This is a genomic window from Curtobacterium sp. MCPF17_003 (genome assembly GCF_003224385.1).
In the GTDB taxonomy this organism is placed as follows: Bacteria; Actinomycetota; Actinomycetes; order Actinomycetales; family Microbacteriaceae; genus Curtobacterium; species Curtobacterium flaccumfaciens.
Genome location: NZ_QKLC01000019.1, coordinates 17,685 through 32,201 on the forward strand (window position 1 = coordinate 17,685; position 14,517 = coordinate 32,201).

At 69.6% G+C, this 14,517-nt stretch carries 11 protein-coding genes; 5 read left to right on the forward strand and 6 right to left on the reverse strand.

Features of this window, described 5'->3' with window-relative positions; translation table 11 throughout:
* Nucleotides 1–82: 82 nt before the first annotated feature.
* The 4 genes from DEJ30_RS15465 to DEJ30_RS15480 form a co-directional block, all read right to left on the reverse strand.
* Nucleotides 83–1,912 (reverse strand): beta-galactosidase family protein, encoded by a 1,830-nt coding sequence (locus tag DEJ30_RS15465; RefSeq protein WP_110862590.1) that lies wholly within the window; start codon nucleotides 1,910–1,912, stop codon nucleotides 83–85.
* 86 nt (nucleotides 1,913–1,998) lie between these two features.
* Complete coding sequence (locus tag DEJ30_RS15470; protein WP_181420171.1) at nucleotides 1,999–3,333, reverse strand: sugar ABC transporter substrate-binding protein; 1,335 nt, start codon at nucleotides 3,331–3,333, stop codon at nucleotides 1,999–2,001.
* A gap of 97 nt (nucleotides 3,334–3,430) precedes the next feature.
* A complete protein-coding gene (locus tag DEJ30_RS15475) occupies nucleotides 3,431–4,402 on the reverse strand; it encodes a carbohydrate ABC transporter permease (RefSeq protein WP_220032968.1) in 972 nt (323 codons plus the stop codon).
* Nucleotides 4,399–5,343 (reverse strand): carbohydrate ABC transporter permease, encoded by a 945-nt coding sequence (locus DEJ30_RS15480; protein ID WP_110862592.1) that lies wholly within the window; start codon nucleotides 5,341–5,343, stop codon nucleotides 4,399–4,401. Before DEJ30_RS15480 ends, DEJ30_RS15475 begins: the two co-directional genes overlap by 4 nt.
* A gap of 197 nt (nucleotides 5,344–5,540) precedes the next feature.
* Here DEJ30_RS15480 and DEJ30_RS15485 point away from each other — a divergent pair, with 197 nt between their 5' ends.
* Nucleotides 5,541–6,566, forward strand: a complete 1,026-nt coding sequence (locus tag DEJ30_RS15485) for a LacI family DNA-binding transcriptional regulator (RefSeq protein ID WP_181420174.1) — start codon at nucleotides 5,541–5,543, stop codon at nucleotides 6,564–6,566.
* 324 nt (nucleotides 6,567–6,890) lie between these two features.
* On the opposite strand, the gene DEJ30_RS15490 is transcribed toward DEJ30_RS15485, so the two are convergent.
* Entirely contained in the window at nucleotides 6,891–8,396 is a 1,506-nt protein-coding gene (locus tag DEJ30_RS15490; RefSeq protein WP_110862594.1) for an alpha-N-arabinofuranosidase, read from the reverse strand.
* Nucleotides 8,397–8,704: 308 nt separating this feature from the next.
* On the opposite strand from DEJ30_RS15490, the gene DEJ30_RS15495 reads away from it, so the two are divergent.
* From DEJ30_RS15495 to DEJ30_RS15505, 3 genes are all read left to right on the forward strand, one after another.
* Nucleotides 8,705–10,060: an extracellular solute-binding protein gene (locus DEJ30_RS15495; RefSeq protein ID WP_110862595.1), complete on the forward strand. Its 1,356-nt coding sequence runs from the start codon at nucleotides 8,705–8,707 to the stop codon at nucleotides 10,058–10,060.
* 84 nt (nucleotides 10,061–10,144) lie between these two features.
* Complete coding sequence (locus DEJ30_RS15500; protein ID WP_110862596.1) at nucleotides 10,145–11,116, forward strand: carbohydrate ABC transporter permease; 972 nt, start codon at nucleotides 10,145–10,147, stop codon at nucleotides 11,114–11,116.
* Between the two features lies 1 nt (nucleotide 11,117).
* A complete protein-coding gene (locus DEJ30_RS15505; protein ID WP_110862597.1) occupies nucleotides 11,118–12,032 on the forward strand; it encodes a carbohydrate ABC transporter permease in 915 nt (304 codons plus the stop codon).
* A 514-nt stretch (nucleotides 12,033–12,546) separates the two neighbouring features.
* Here the strand turns inward: DEJ30_RS15505 and DEJ30_RS15510 are convergent.
* Complete coding sequence (locus DEJ30_RS15510) at nucleotides 12,547–13,377, reverse strand: siderophore-interacting protein (RefSeq protein ID WP_110862598.1); 831 nt, start codon at nucleotides 13,375–13,377, stop codon at nucleotides 12,547–12,549.
* Nucleotides 13,378–13,405: 28 nt separating this feature from the next.
* Between DEJ30_RS15510 and DEJ30_RS15515 the strand changes: the two genes are divergently transcribed.
* On the forward strand, nucleotides 13,406–14,509 hold the full coding sequence (locus DEJ30_RS15515; protein ID WP_258369991.1) for an iron ABC transporter permease: 1,104 nt from the start codon (nucleotides 13,406–13,408) through the stop codon (nucleotides 14,507–14,509).
* The last annotated feature ends 8 nt before the right edge of the window (nucleotides 14,510–14,517 follow it).

Sequence of the window (14,517 nt, forward strand, 5' to 3'; positions counted from 1 at the left end):
AGAATCGGGCGTACCTGGTCGAAACTTCCGACCGGGTACGCCCGATTCGACCAGGTACGCCCGGTTCGACCAGGGCGCGCGACTAAGCCTCGGTGTGGCCCAGGTCGGGCTCGACGAGCAGGCACGCTGTGCGCGAAGCCGCCGCGTGCAGCTCGAGCACGACGAGCTCGTTGTGACCGTGGCGGAGCACCGGCCCCGGGATCGCCAGGGTCTGCTGCGGGCCTCGCGACCAGTACCGACCGAGGCAGAACCCGTTGACCCAGGCGACACCCTTCCGGAACCCGTCGAGCGACAGGTACCGGTCGTCCACGGTGTCGAGTTCGAACGAGCCAGCTGCGAACGTCGGTCCGGCGAGCACCTCGCCACCGGTCGGAGCGACCTCGGACAGCGCGGTCACGGCGGCAGGTGCGATGGGGTCGAGGGCGAGCGGCGATGCCGTCCACCGGGCCACCCGTGCGCCGTCGATCGAGACGCCGCCGATCAAGCCCTTCGGCTCGCCGATACGGACGCCGTAGTCGACGCGGCCCTGGTCCTCGACGAGGAGCTCGAGCGTGCCGGTCACCGGCGGCAGGGTGATCGCGCGGTCGTGGTGCTCACGCTCCAGGACCCCGACGACGACACCGTCGGCCGACACGATCGCTCGGTCGCGCACCTCGGTGCCGACGGTCAGCACCCCTCCGGCGGGCAGGTCGACCTCGGCGCGGTACGCGACGAAGCCGCTCGCGGCCCCGAGGGAGTCGAAGGTCGGCGTCTCGTCGTGCGCGGACCACGCCGTGAGGGTGGGCAGCAGGGAGCGGAGCGACGCCACGCGGTCCAGGCGGACGGCGAGGTCCGTGGCGGGGGTGACCCGGGCCTCCAGACCGACTCCGTCCGCCGCATCGGACGCGAGTCGACCCGATCCACCAGGCTCCATCGTCGCGGGCAGCGGCGGGACGGGCGCGTAGCGCGCGATCACCGAGCGGAACGCGTGGAACTTCTCGGTCGGCCGGCCGGCCTCGTCGAGCGGGGCGTCGTAGTCGTACGACGTCGCGATCGGGCGGTAGACGCCCTTGTCGTTCGCGCCGTTCGTGAAGCCGAAGTTCGTGCCGCCGTGGAACATGTAGATGTTCACCGAGCCGCCGGCGGCGAGCAGGACGTCGAGGTCCTCGGCACTGGCGGACGCCGGCGTGGTGTGGTGGTGCTCACCCCAGCTGTCGAACCAGCCGTCCCAGAACTCCGAGCACATCAGGGGCCCGGTGGGCTGGGCCTGCCGCAGGCGCTCGAGCCGGGCGGCGGAGCGTGAGCCGAACGAACCGGTCTTGTGCAGCGAGGGCAGGGAGCCGTCCTCGAGCATGGTGCCCATCGGCTGGTCGACGCTCGTGAAGGCGACGCTCAGCCCGATGTCGCGGTGCATCTGCTCGAGTGCGCGCAGGTACTCGGGGTCGGAGCCGTAGGCGCCGTACTCGTTCTCGACCTGCACCAGGACGATGGACCCGCCCTGGTCGATCTGCCGCGGGACCAGCACGGGGGCCAGGTGCTGCAGGTACGTCTCGACCGCTGCGAGGAACCCGGGCTCGTTGCGCCGGACGCCCACGGTGCCGTCCGCGAACAACCAGTACGGCAGTCCGCCGTTCGTCCACTCGGCGCAGATGTAGGGGCCGGGGCGGACGATGGCGTGCATGCCCTCGGCGGCCACGAGGTCGAGGAAGCGACCGAGGTCCAGGCCACCCGACAGGTCGAACACCCCGGGCGACGGCGCGTGTGCGTTCCAGGCGACGTAGGTCTCGATGGTGTTGAGGCCCATCAGCTTCGCCTTGCGGATCCGATCGGCCCACAGGTCGGGGTGCACGCGGAAGTAGTGGATCGCGCCGGACAGGACCCGGTGCGGCTCGCCGTCGAGCAGGAAGTCGGTGTCGCCGATGGCGAAGCGCATGGTTTGACTCTTTCGTTGCCGGGCGTGCCGGGCGTGGAGCGGGGCCGTGCGGACGTGTCCGCACGGCCCCGCGGGGATACCTTGAACTACTTCGACGAGACCGTGAAGCCCTGGTCCTTGCCGTACTTGGCGAGGGCCTTCTGCCAGGCCTCGAGGCCGGCGTCGAGCGAGGTGCCGTTCTCGTACGCCTGACCGACGGTGTCGGCGTAGACGCTGTTCGCGTACACCTGGTACGGCAGGTAGGTGAAGTCGTTGTCCGAGGACTTCGACGCGTCGACGAGCACCTTGTTGATCTGCTGGCCGCCGAAGTACTCCGGCTTCTCGTCGAGGAACGCCGACGACTCGAGGTCCGCGGTGGTCGACGGGAAGCCGCCGGACTCCATGAAGACCTTCGTGGACTCCTTCGACGAGTTCAGCCACTTGAGGAAGCCCGCGGCGAGGGCCGGGTTCTTCGACTGCTTCATGACGACCTGGGCGCTGCCGCCGTTGTTCGCGGTCTGTGCGGTGCCGCCGTCGTAGGTCGGCATCGGGGCGACGCGCCAGTCACCCGAGGCCTGGGCGACGCCGGACTCCAGGTTGCCGGGCATCCAGGCGCCGGTGATCAGCGTGGCGATCTCACCGTTGCCGAGCTGCTTGTACCAGTCGTCGGTCCAGCCCACTGTCTTCGACAGCAGGCCCTGCTCGACGAGCTCGTTCCAGGTGCTCGTCCACTTCTTGGTGCCCTCGTCCTGCAGGTTGATGGTCACCTTGTCACCGTCGGTGGCGAAGGGGGTGCCGCCGGCCTGGGCGATCATGCTGGTGGTGAAGCCGGCGTCGCCGGAGTCCGCCGCGATGTAGGCCTTCGGGTCGGCCTCGTGCAGCTTCTTGGCAGCGGCGACGTACTCGTCCCACGTCTTCGGCACGGCGATGTCGTGCTTGTCGAAGACCTTCTCGTTGTAGAACAGCGCCATGGGGCCGGAGTCCTGCGGCAGGCCGTAGACCTTGCCGTCGATCGACACCGAGCTCCAGGTGCTCTTCGCGAAGTCCTTCTCGAGCGAGTCGAAGCCGTAGCTCGACAGGTCGAGCAGCGACTCGGACAGCGCGAACTGCGGCAGGGCGTAGTACTCGACCTGGGCGACGTCGGGGGCGCCCGAGCCGGCCTTGATCGTGTTCTGCAGCTTCGTGTACTGGTCGGCGCCGGTGCCCGCGTTGACGAGCTTGACCTTCACCTTGGGGTACTGCTTCTCGAACGCCGCGACCTGGGCCTTGGCCGACGGGGTCCACGACCAGTAGGTCAACGTGCCGCCGTCCTTCAGGGCCTTGTCGATGTCGTCGGCCGAACCGCCGGAGCCGGAGCCGCCGGAGGCGCACGCGGCGAGGGCGATCGCGGCGGTGACGCCGATGGCGAGGGCGCTGAGCCCGCGCCGGAGACGCTTGTTCATGGGAGTGCCTTTCACTTCTTCGTGGAGGGGGTGGTGCTGCTGTGTGCCGGACCGGCCGGCGCGTGGCGGGGTCGCCACGGGCCTGGTGTCCGAGGGGTCAGGCCTTGACCGACCCGGCCGCGAGGCCGGACTGCCAGAAGCGCTGGAGGAAGAGGAACGCGACCACGATCGGGATGATCGTGAGGAGCGATCCCGTGACGACGAGGTTGTAGATCGGCTGCGCGCCGGACCCGGTGGCCTGCGCGTTCCACTGGTTCAGGCCGACCGTCAGCGGGTACCACTTCGGGTCGCTCAGCATGATGAGCGGCAGGAAGTAGTTGTTCCAGGTGGCGACGACCGCGAACAGCAGGACGGTGACGACACCGGGCGCGAGCAGGCGGAGCGCGATGGTGAAGAAGATCCGGAACTCACCGGCGCCGTCCATGCGGGCGGCCTCGAGCAGTTCTGCCGGGATCGCGTCGACCGCGTACGTCCAGATCAGGTACATGCCGAACGGGCTGATCAGCGAGGGCAGGATGATCGCCCACGGGGTGTTGGTCAGGCCGACCTGCGAGAAGAGCAGGAAGGTCGGGACCGCCAGGGCCGTGCCGGGGACCGCGATGGCGCCGAGGACGACGGCGAAGACCGCGCGGCGACCGGGGAACTGGAACTTCGCCATGCCGTAGCCCGCGACGGTGGCGAGCAGGGTGGCCCCGCCGGCACCGACGACGACGTAGAGCAGCGTGTTGCCGAACCACTGCAGGAAGATGCCGTCGTTGTACGTCAGCGTGTCGACGATGTTCTGCCAGAGGTTGAAGTCCCCGCCGAACCACAGACCGAACGTGGAGAGCAGCGACGCCTGCGTCTTCGTGCTGTTCACGAGCAGGTAGAACAGCGGCGCGAACGAGTACACGACGAAGACGACCATGACCGCGGTGAGCAGGCCGGAACGCTTCGGCTTGCGTCCGTCGACGTGCTGCTCCGCCTTCCTGGAGGCCCGGATCGAGCGGGTGCGCGGCGCACGTTGCGTCGTGGTCGCCTCGGTCACCGTGGCCGCTGCGGGCCCGGCGGGGTGCTGGATGGTGCTCATCGGTTCTCCTCGCGGGTGCCGCGGACCTGGACGACGTAGGCGATCACCGCGGTGATCACGCCCATCACGATCGCGACCGTGGCGGAGTAGTTGAACTGCTGTCCGCTGAAGGACAGCGAGTAGGCGTACATGTTCGGGGTGAAGGCGCTGCCGATGACGTTCGGGGCGAGCGTCTTGAGCAGGTTCGGCTCGTTGAAGAGCTGGAAGCTGCCGATGATCGAGAAGATCGTGGCGATGACCATCGGGCCGCGGAGCGCCGGGAGCTTGATCGAGAAGACCGTGCGCATCGGGCCGGCACCGTCGAGCTCGGCGGCCTCGTACAGCTCACCGGGGACGGTGCGGAGTGCGGCGTAGAAGATCAGCATGTTGTAGCCGAGGAACTCCCACGTGACCACGTTGCCGATCGACGTCAGGACCCAGCTCGGGCTGAACGGCTGCAGCAGGTCGATGCCGAGCGCGTCGTTCGCGGCGCCCGTCAGACCGAACTGGTTGCCGTAGATGAAGCCCCAGATCAGAGCCGCGACGACCCCGGGGACGGCGTAGGGCAGGAACACCGCGATGCGGAAGAAGCTCGTCCCCCACAGTCGGGCGCTGTCCAGGGCCAGGGCGGCGACGAGCGCGAGGCCGAGCATGATCGGCACCTGGACGACCAGGAAGATCGCGACCCGACCGAACCCGGACCAGAACTTGGCGTCCTGGAAGAGCTGCACGTAGTTGGCGAACCAGACGAACTGGTTGCCGCCGATGAGCTGGTCGCGGAACAGGCTGAGCCAGAGCGCGTAGCCGATCGGCACGATGAGCATCAGGACCAGGACGACGACGAACGGGCCGACGAACAGCCATCCGGTCAACCGTCCCCGCGGCTTGCGGCGGCGGCCGGCGGGGCGCTCGGCGGTGGGGCGCGGTGCTGCCTCACCGGGGCGCGCTGCGAGCGTGCTCATGTGACTCCTTCGTCTGCTGCGTTCGGGTGGTCGATGTCGGCGGCTCGGCCCGGGCCGGATCAGGGTGTCCGGGCGGTCACCGATGTTGACGTCAACATCGAACGACGCGACGATAGCATGGCAACGTCAACATGCGCTAGCGTCCGGGGAGGCCGATCGCTCGGCCACCTCGATCCGGAAGGAGCGCCAGCGTGACGATGGAGTCCCCCGCCGGCACCCGCCGCGCACCCTCGATGGCCGCCGTGGCCGACGCCGCCGGGGTGTCGATGCAGACGGTCTCGCGCGTCGCCCGGGGCTTCGACAACGTCAGCCCGGAGACCCGCGACCGCGTCCAGCGCGCGATGGAGTCCCTCGGCTACCGGCCCAACCGTGCCGCCCGCGCCCTGCGCTCCGGCCGCTTCCGCACCATCGGCGTGATCATGTTCACGCTCGCTTCCTTCGGCAACATGCGCACGCTCGAGGCGATCGCCGACGCCGCCGGCGTCGCCGACTTCACGATCACCCTGCTGCCCATGGCCTCGCGTACCGAGGCCGGTGTCCGGTCGGCCTTCTCGCGCCTGCACGAACAGGCCGTCGACGGCGTCGTGATCATCATCGAGTCGCACATCATCGACACCGCCGAGGTCGTGCTGCCCGACGGCGTGCCCATGGTCATCATCGACTCCACGGGCAGCACCGACCACCCCGCGATCGACACCGACCAGGCCGACGGCGCCCGGCAGGCCACGCAGCACCTGCTCGACCTGGGGCACGAGACCGTCTGGCACGTCGCCGGCCCGGAGTCGTCGTACTCGGCAGCCCGTCGCCTCGCCGCGTGGCAGGACACCCTCGAACGCGCCGGTCGCCAGGTGCCCCCGGTGTTCCGCGGCGGCTGGACGACCGAGCACGGGTACGAGGCCGGGCTCGAGATCGCCGCACGGCCGGAGATCACCGCGGTGTTCGCCGCGAACGACCAGACCGCCCTCGGGGTCCTGCGCGCCGCACACGAGTCCGGTCGCCCGGTGCCGTCGTCGCTCAGCGTGGTGGGGTTCGACGACTCCCCCGAGTCCGACTCGTTCTGGCCGCCGCTGACCACCGTGCACCAGTCCTTCGACGAGGTCGGCCGCCGAGCGGTGGCGAACCTGCTCGCCCAGATCGACGGCGAACGGGTCAGCGTGGCGGCCGACCTGGTGCCGGTGCGGCTCGTCGAGCGCGCGAGCACGGCGGCGCCGCCGGCGCGCTGACGGCCGCGCCGAGACTCGGCCACGCGGACGGACTGTGCCGTGCGCGTGCCGCATCCCGTCCGCCCAGACGAGATTCGGCCCGTGGCCGCGACCGCACGCCGGCCGGGAGGCCCGGTGCCAGGCCACCACGGGCCTCCCGGCCGCCGCGCGGGCCACGTTTCGGGCCCAGCGACAGTCCACGCGCCCGTCACCCCGTGAGGTGTCGCCCACCCCGTGAACTCGCGCCCGCCGCACCCGCGCAACGAGCAGAGGACGTCGGGCGCGAGCGCCCGACGTCCTCTGTGCTCACTCGACGCCCGCCGTGGCGTGCGCCGAGGCGTCTTGTCAGCCGATCGAGACGGCGGTCCAGGAGACCGGCGGGAGCTCGATCGTGACGGTGTCGCCCTCGCGGCGGACCGACTCGTTCGTGCGGAGTCCCACGCGGGAGGTGTTCTCCAGGTCGTTCACGGCGTGCAGGTCGTCGTCCCAGACGCCCTCGGCGTGGACGTCGCCCGTCGCACCGATGCCGGCGAGGTCGATCGTCACCGTGGTCGGCTCGGACGGGTGGCGGTTGACCAGGAAGACCGCGGCCTTGCCGTCCTCGGACACGGTGGCGGCGGAGTCCACGACCGGGACCTCGCCGTGCTTGCCGCCGTCGACCGTGTCACCGGAGGCCTTGACCTGCAGCGAGGTGCCCTGCGCCAGGCGCGAGGTGACCGAGAACGGGAAGAACGTCGTCTGGCGCCAGGCCGGGCCACCGGGCTCGGTCATGATCGGGCCGATCACGTTGACGAGCTGGGCGAGCGAGGCCGAGGCGACACGGTCGGCGTGGCGGAGCAGCGAGATGAGCAGGCCACCCACGACGACGGCGTCGGCGACGGTGTAGACGTCCTCGAGCAGACGCGGGGCGACCGGCCACTCGTCGAGCGTGAAGGTCTTGGCCTTCGCTTCCCACTTCTTGATCGACCAGACGTTCCACTCGTCGAACGAGATGTCGATGCGCTTGTCGGACTTCTTCTGCGCCTGGACGTGGTCGGCGGCCGTGGTGACCGTCTTGATGAAGTGGTCCATGTTGACGCCCGAGGCGAGGAACGACGGCAGGTCGTCGTCCTCCTCGTAGTAGGCGTGCGCGGAGATGTAGTCCACGTCGTCGTAGGTGTGCTCGAGGACGGTGCGCTCCCACTCGCCGAACGTCGGCATCGATGCGCTGGAGGAACCGCAGGCGACGAGCTCGAGGTCGGGCTGGATCTGGCGCATGGCCTTGGCGGTCATGGCGGCGAGCTTGCCGTAGTCGTCGGCGTTCTTGTGGCCGAGCTGCCACGGGCCGTCCATCTCGTTGCCGAGGCACCACATCTTGATGGCGAAGGGTTCCTGGCGACCGTTCGAACGACGGTACTCGGACAGTGCGGTGCCGGCGTCGATGTTGGCGTACTCCAGGAGCTCGATCGCCTCTTGCGTGCCGCGGGTCCCGAGGTTCACGGCGAGCATGAGCTCCGAACCGACCTGGTTCAGCCAGTGCTGGAACTCGTGCAGGCCGACCTCGTTCGTCTCGGTCGAGTGCCAGGCGAGGTCGAGGCGGCGGGGGCGCTGCTCGACGGGGCCGACGCCGTCCTCCCACTTGTAGCCGGAGACGAAGTTGCCACCGGGGTAGCGGATGGCGGAGACGCCGAGTTCCTTGACGAGTTCGACGACGTCCCTGCGGAAGCCGTGCTCGTCGGCGGTCTCGTGGGTGGGCTCGTGGATGCCGTCGTAGACGTGGCGGCCGAGGTGCTCGACGAACCCGCCGAACAGGCGACGTCGCACCGGCCCCACGGTGAACGCGGCGTCGAGGACGAGGTGTGTGCGGGGCATGGATCTCCTTCGATCGTGGCAGTGCGGTTCGTGCGGTGAGCAGGGTGGCGTGCTGGGCGGAGGACACTTCGGGAACCGAAGCGGGCCGTCACGAAAGTGAGCGCTCACCTGCCGGAAACGCTACCGGGTTCCGCGCCGTCGCGAAAGGGGTGGCAAATGCCGGGAGCGAGCGCTAATGTGAGCGCTCACGGAGCACCGGAAGGTCGTTCCGTGTCCGGAGCAGCAGTGCTCCGGGTCCGGAGCAGCGATGCTCCGGCGGGAGCACCGACCCTGTTCCCGAGCCCGGCCCATCCCGATGGAGTGATGCCATGCCGATCCCACCCGCAACACCCGCGTCGCGCCTGTCGCGCCGGGGCTTCCTCGCCGCCGGTGCAGCGGCCGCGACGGTCCTGCCGCTCGCCGCCTGTTCCAGTCCCCTCGCCGCCGGTCTCGCCGGCAGCGCCCTCAACCCCGAGACGCTCGTCTTCTGGAACCTGTTCGGCGGCGGCGACGGCGTCCGCATGCAGTCCATGGAGGACGGCTACGCGAAGCAGCACGGCGGTTCGAGCGCGCTGCAGGGCACCACGTTCGCGTGGGGCAACCCGTACTACTCGAAGCTGACACTGGCGACCGTCGGGAACAAGCCGCCGGACGTCGCGGTCGCGCACCTGACCCGCGCGAAGCCGCTCTGGGACGGTGACCTGCTCGACCCGATCACGTCCGACGACCTGGCGAGCGTCGGCCTGAGCGCCGCCGACTTCAACCAGAAGGCCTGGGCGGCGCAGAAGACCGACGGCAACAACATCGCGGTCCCGCTCGACACCCACCCCTTCGTCCTGTTCTACAACGTCGACGTCTGCAAGAAGGCCGGCCTGATCGACGGTGACGGCAACCTCGTCGACCTCAACGGCATGGACAACTTCGAGAAGGCCCTCGCCGCGGTGGCCAAGGTCACCGGCGGCACAGCGCTCAACGTCGCGAACGTGGTGCCGGAGACGGCCACCCCGTGGCGCTTCTTCTGGACGATGTACAACCAGCTGAAGGACGCCACCCCGTTCATCAGCGACGGCGGCTCGAAGCTCACCGTCAACGAGGACGCCTACAACGAGGTCACGAGCCGCACCCAGAAGTGGGTGAAGGAGGGCTGGCTGAACAAGGCCCTCGACTACGCCACAGCGCAGTCGCTCATGTTCGACGGCAAGGCCGGCTTCTTCATGCAGGGCGAGTGGGAGATCAGCACCGCGCAGTCGATCAAGGGCCTGAACTTCGGCATGGCGCCGATCCCGCAGCTCTACGACAAGCCGGCGACCCAGGCGGACTCGCACACGTTCGTCCTGCCCAAGAAGGCCCGCACGCCGGAGCAGCGCAAGCAGCACATGCTCTTCATCAAGCAGATGCTCGAGCAGAGCCTGACCTGGGCCGAGGGTGGGCACGTGCCGGCCTACATCCCGACGTTCGACAGCTCCGCGTACAAGAAGCTCACGCCGCAGTCGAACTACGCGGCCGCAGCCGAGACCGCCGTGTTCGACGACGCCGCCTGGTACGGCGGATCCGGCTCGACGTTCGAGGGCACGGTGGGCGCTCAGCTCGCCCTCGTGCAGCAGGGCAGCTCGTCCCCCGCGCAGGCACTGCGCGCCATCAAGTCGCAGCTCGCGACCTACCTCAACACCCCGAGCCCCCTGTGACCCGGCACGCGACCGCCCGGCAGGACCACTCCGGGCAGACGACCACCGCGATCGCCGTGAACACCGCGCGAAAGGCACGATGACGTGACCACAGCACCTGTCCTCGACCGGCCGACCGACGCGGCCACCGCGCCGCGTCTCCGCCGGAACCGCTCCTACGGCTCCAGCGTGAACCGCGGCCAGGGCCGCAGCGGCTGGCTGTTCCTCGCCCCGTTCGGCCTGTTCTACGTGGCCTTCCTGCTCGGCCCGACGATCTGGATGATCGTCACGAGCTTCTTCAACACCTCGACCGTCCGCACCGGGCTCGGCAGCTTCGCCGGGTTCGCGAACTACGCCGAGATGCTCGGGCGCAGCGACTTCTGGTCGTCGCTCTGGCACACGCTGCAGTTCACGCTGTACACGACCCCGCCGCTCGTCATCCTGGCGTTCGTGTTCGCCGTGCTGACGAACCGGATGAACCGCGGGCAGTGGTTCTTCCGCCTGGCGTTCTTCCTGCCGTTCATCCTGCCGTCGGCGACGATCTCGCTGATCTGGGTGTTCATCTTCACGCCGAGCACCGGTCTGTGGGCGAGCCTGCAGTCGGCGATCGGCATGACGCCCGGCTCCGGCATGCTGTCGAGCCCGAACACGGCCATGATCGGTGTCGCGATCGCCACCGTGTGGTGGACCCTCGGCTTCAACTTCGTGCTCTACCTGGCCGGCCTGCAGGAGATCCCGCGCGAACTGTACGAGGCCGCCGCCGTCGACGGTGCGTCGAACTGGCAGCAGATCAAGTCGATCACGCTCCCCCTGCTCGGCCGCACCACGACGCTGGTCGTCCTGCTTCAGATCATCGCGAGCCTGAAGATCTTCGACCAGGTCTACCTGATGACGAACGGCGGGCCGGGCATCTCGACCCAGGTCTCGCTGCAGCTCATCACCGGCGTCGGCTTCACCGACAACCGACTCGGTGCCGCATCGGCCGCGTCGGTCCTCCTGTTCATCGTGATCGTGGCGATCGCGGTCATCCGGCAGCTCGTCGAGCGCGCTGCCGCCAAGCGAGAGATCGGGGCCTGACATGACCGCCACCGAGAGCATCACCACCACCGGCCGCAAACTCCGCACCGGCGTCTCCTCGGCCGCTCCCACGAGCGCCGCGAAGATCGGCGTCAGCGGTCGTGGCTTCACGATCGCGTCGGGGATCGTCCTGACGATCTTCGCGATCATCTGGCTCATCCCGAGCGTGTTCGCCCTGAAGACGTCGCTGTCGGAAAACGGCGTCGCCGCCCTCGGCGCGAACGCGATCCTGTCGAACTGGAACCCGACGCTGCACTCCTACTCGTCGCTGTTCCAGGCGGGCGACATCTGGAACTGGTACCTCGCCAGCGCCATCACGAGCGTCGTCACGGCGGCACTCACCGTGCTGTTCGCGTCGATGGCGGCGTTCGCGCTGTCGCGACTGGTGTTCCGCGGCCGCAACATCGCGTTCCTGCTCATCATCCTCGGGATCATGATCCCGACGCAGGTGCTGATCATCCCGATCTTCCAGGAGCTCAACGCGGTCGGCCTGCTCAACACCTACTGGTCGGTGATCTTCCCGCAGGTGCCAGCCGTGATCGCGGTGTTCATCTTCAAGCAGTTCTTCGACGGCATCCCGAAGGAGCTGGAAGAGGCGGCGCGCATCGACGGCGCCGGCATCTGGAAGGTCTACTGGTCGGTCATCCTGCCGCTGTCGCGTCCGGTGATCGCGGCCGTGACGATCCTGACCTTCGTCGGGGTGTGGAACAACCTGCTGCTGCCGCTGTTCGTGCTGTCCAACCCTGACCTCATGACGATCCCGGTCGGGCTCGCCACGGTCCAGGGCAGCTTCGGTCAGCGCTACGCCGACATCCAGGCCGGTGCGATCCTCGCGGCGCTGCCGCTGATCATCCTCTACCTGATCTTCCAGCGGCAGATCGTGGAGGGCGTGACGGGCTCGGGCCTCAAGGGCTGACGCCACCCCACCACGGACGGGAGGCCCGGTGCCAGCTGGCACCGGGCCTCCCGTCCGTCCGTTGGTCGCGTCGCGTGCGCGGCGCACCTGGTGCTTTCGGGCGTACCTGGGCGGAAGTTCTGGAGCGGTACGCCCGGAAGCACCAGGCATCGCGGGCGCCGGGGGAAGGATCGGGCGTACCTGGCGGAGTCGGGCATACCTGGCGGAATCGGGTATACCTGGGCGGAAGTTTTGTGGCGGTACGCCCGAAAGCACCAGGCATCGCGCCCGCCAGGGGAAGGACCGGGCGTACCGGGCCGAAGCGGGCATACCTGGCGGAACCGGGCATACCTGGGCAGAACGGGCGTACCTGGGCAGAAGTTCTGTAGCGGTACGCCCGGAAGCACCAGGCACCACGCGCGCTAGGGGAAGGACCGGGCGTACCTGGCCGAAGCGGGCATACCTGGGCAAAACGGGCGTACCGGGGCGGAAGTTCCGGGGGCGGTACGCGCGAAAGCACCAGGCACCGCGCGGGTCAGGCGGGGACGGAGACCTTCGTATCGTGCTTCCAGAACCCGGAGAACGTGATGCGCGACTTGGGCAGGCCCGCACGGTGCAGGTGGCGGCGGCCCTCCGTTGCGAGTCGCGACTCCCCCACGACGAACGCGTAACCCTGGTCGTCGGACGGCACGTGCCGCTGCAGCTCGGCGAGGGCGCCACTGCCCGGGACGGTGCCCGGCTGCCGGACGATCCAGGTCACCTGCACGCCGGCGGGGGCGTCGAGGTCGCGGATGTCGGCGGCGGTCGGGACCTCTTGGATGATGCGGCCGACGGTGTCGCGCGGCAACGAGGCGGCGATGCCGACGACGCCGGGTAGGCCGGTCTCCTCGGCGGCGACGACGACCTCGCTGGTGCCGGCGGGGACATCGAAGATGCAGCCCTGGTCGAGCATCGCGAGCTCCTCGCCGGGACGTGCGGCGCATGCCCAGATCGCGGCGCGGCCCTCGAGCTCGCCGCGGTGGTCCAGGTGCACGACGAAGTCGATGTCGAGCTCGGCGGTGCCGTCGGCGAGCAGGCGGTACGCGGCGACGGTGTAGTTCGCGCAGTGGGGGCGGATGTCCTCGGGGATGCCGAGGAACGTCGGCCACCACTTCTTGCCGTCCAGGTCGGGCATCCGGAAGGCGTCCTGGTCGGGGCGTCGGACGAACAGGCGGAACCAGTGGTCGAAGCCGAGGTAACCGAACTCGTGCAGGTCGTCCCCGGTGACGGTGACGCGCTGCATCGAGGGGGTCACCCGCTGGGTCCGGAGGACACGGGCGCGGAAGAGCCGGGGGTTCGTCGGCAGGAGCCGCGGGGTCTTCGCCATGAGGCAAGGCTAACCTAAGATGACTTCCGTGCCAGCCCCCAATCCCGTTCTGGCTTCCGGTCCGGAGGCCCCCGAACCCGTCGCGTCCAGCGCCCGAGACGGCGATGCGTCGCGCGCCGTCGGCGTCCACCGGACCGCGATGCGGCGGCGCACCGCGGTGATCGTCGGACTCGTCGTCGCCCTGGTGCTCGTCGCCGTGGCCAGCATGCTGCTCGGCAGCAACCGCATCGGTGTCGCCGAGGTGTGGGCGGGGCTCACACGCTCCGGGTCGAGCACCGACGAGGCGATCGTCTGGGGCTCCCGCATCCCGCGCACGCTGATCGGTGCTGCGGTCGGTGCGGCTCTCGGCATCGCCGGGCTGCTCATGCAGGGACACACCCGCAACCCGCTCGCCGACCCAGGCCTGTTCGGCGTCTCGTCGGGAGCGGGGCTCGCGGTGGTGCTCGGCGTCTACGTGTTCGGGGTGACGAGCACGAGCGCGACCGTCTGGTTCGCCCTGGTCGGGGCCCTGGTCGCCAGCGTCGTCGTCTTCTCGGTGACCATCGCCGGCAGCGGCACGGCCAGTCCGGTTCCGCTCGCCCTCGCCGGGGCCGCGGTCTCGGCGCTGCTCGCCGCCCTGACCTCCTTCGTCGTGCTGACCGACCAGGCCTCGCTCGACGCGTACCGGCTCTGGGTCGTCGGGTCGCTCGCCGCACGCCAGCTCGACATCCTCGGGGCGGTATGGCCGTTCCTGGCCGCCGGGCTCGTGCTCGCGGTGCTGAACGTCCGCGCCCTCGACGCCCTCGGGCTCGGGTCCGAGCTGGCGAAGGGGCTCGGCGAGAACGTGCTCGTCGCCCGGCTCGTCGGCCTGGGCGGGATCACGCTGCTCGCCGCCGGGGCGACCGCTGCTGCCGGCCCGATCGGCTTCGTCGGCCTGACCGTGCCGCACGTCGCCCGCGCGCTCGTCGGCACCGGACACCGCTGGACCCTGCCGGTCTCCGGCCTGGTCGGCGCCGCCCTCGTGCTGCTCGCCGACGTCATCGGTCGCCTGATCGGCGGGTTCTCCGAGGTCGAGGTCGGCATCGTGCTCGCCGTCATCGGTGGCCCCGTGTTCGTCGCCGTGGCCCGTCGCCGATCGCTGGTGTCGCTGTGAGCGGGGCA

What these genes read in the sequence shown, in the direction of transcription:
- DEJ30_RS15485 (WP_181420174.1), top strand. Translation starts at nt 5,541, where the DNA reads ATGGAGTCCCCCGCCGGCACCCGCCGCGCACCCTCGATGGCCGCCGTG.
- DEJ30_RS15490 (WP_110862594.1), bottom strand. Translation starts at nt 8,396, where the DNA reads ATGCCCCGCACACACCTCGTCCTCGACGCCGCGTTCACCGTGGGGCCG.
- DEJ30_RS15510 (WP_110862598.1), bottom strand. Translation starts at nt 13,377, where the DNA reads ATGGCGAAGACCCCGCGGCTCCTGCCGACGAACCCCCGGCTCTTCCGC.
- DEJ30_RS15475 (WP_220032968.1), bottom strand. Translation starts at nt 4,402, where the DNA reads ATGAGCACCATCCAGCACCCCGCCGGGCCCGCAGCGGCCACGGTGACC.
- DEJ30_RS15465 (WP_110862590.1), bottom strand. Translation starts at nt 1,912, where the DNA reads ATGCGCTTCGCCATCGGCGACACCGACTTCCTGCTCGACGGCGAGCCG.
- DEJ30_RS15480 (WP_110862592.1), bottom strand. Translation starts at nt 5,343, where the DNA reads ATGAGCACGCTCGCAGCGCGCCCCGGTGAGGCAGCACCGCGCCCCACC.
- DEJ30_RS15495 (WP_110862595.1), top strand. Translation starts at nt 8,705, where the DNA reads ATGCCGATCCCACCCGCAACACCCGCGTCGCGCCTGTCGCGCCGGGGC.
- DEJ30_RS15505 (WP_110862597.1), top strand. Translation starts at nt 11,118, where the DNA reads ATGACCGCCACCGAGAGCATCACCACCACCGGCCGCAAACTCCGCACC.
- DEJ30_RS15470 (WP_181420171.1), bottom strand. Translation starts at nt 3,333, where the DNA reads ATGAACAAGCGTCTCCGGCGCGGGCTCAGCGCCCTCGCCATCGGCGTC.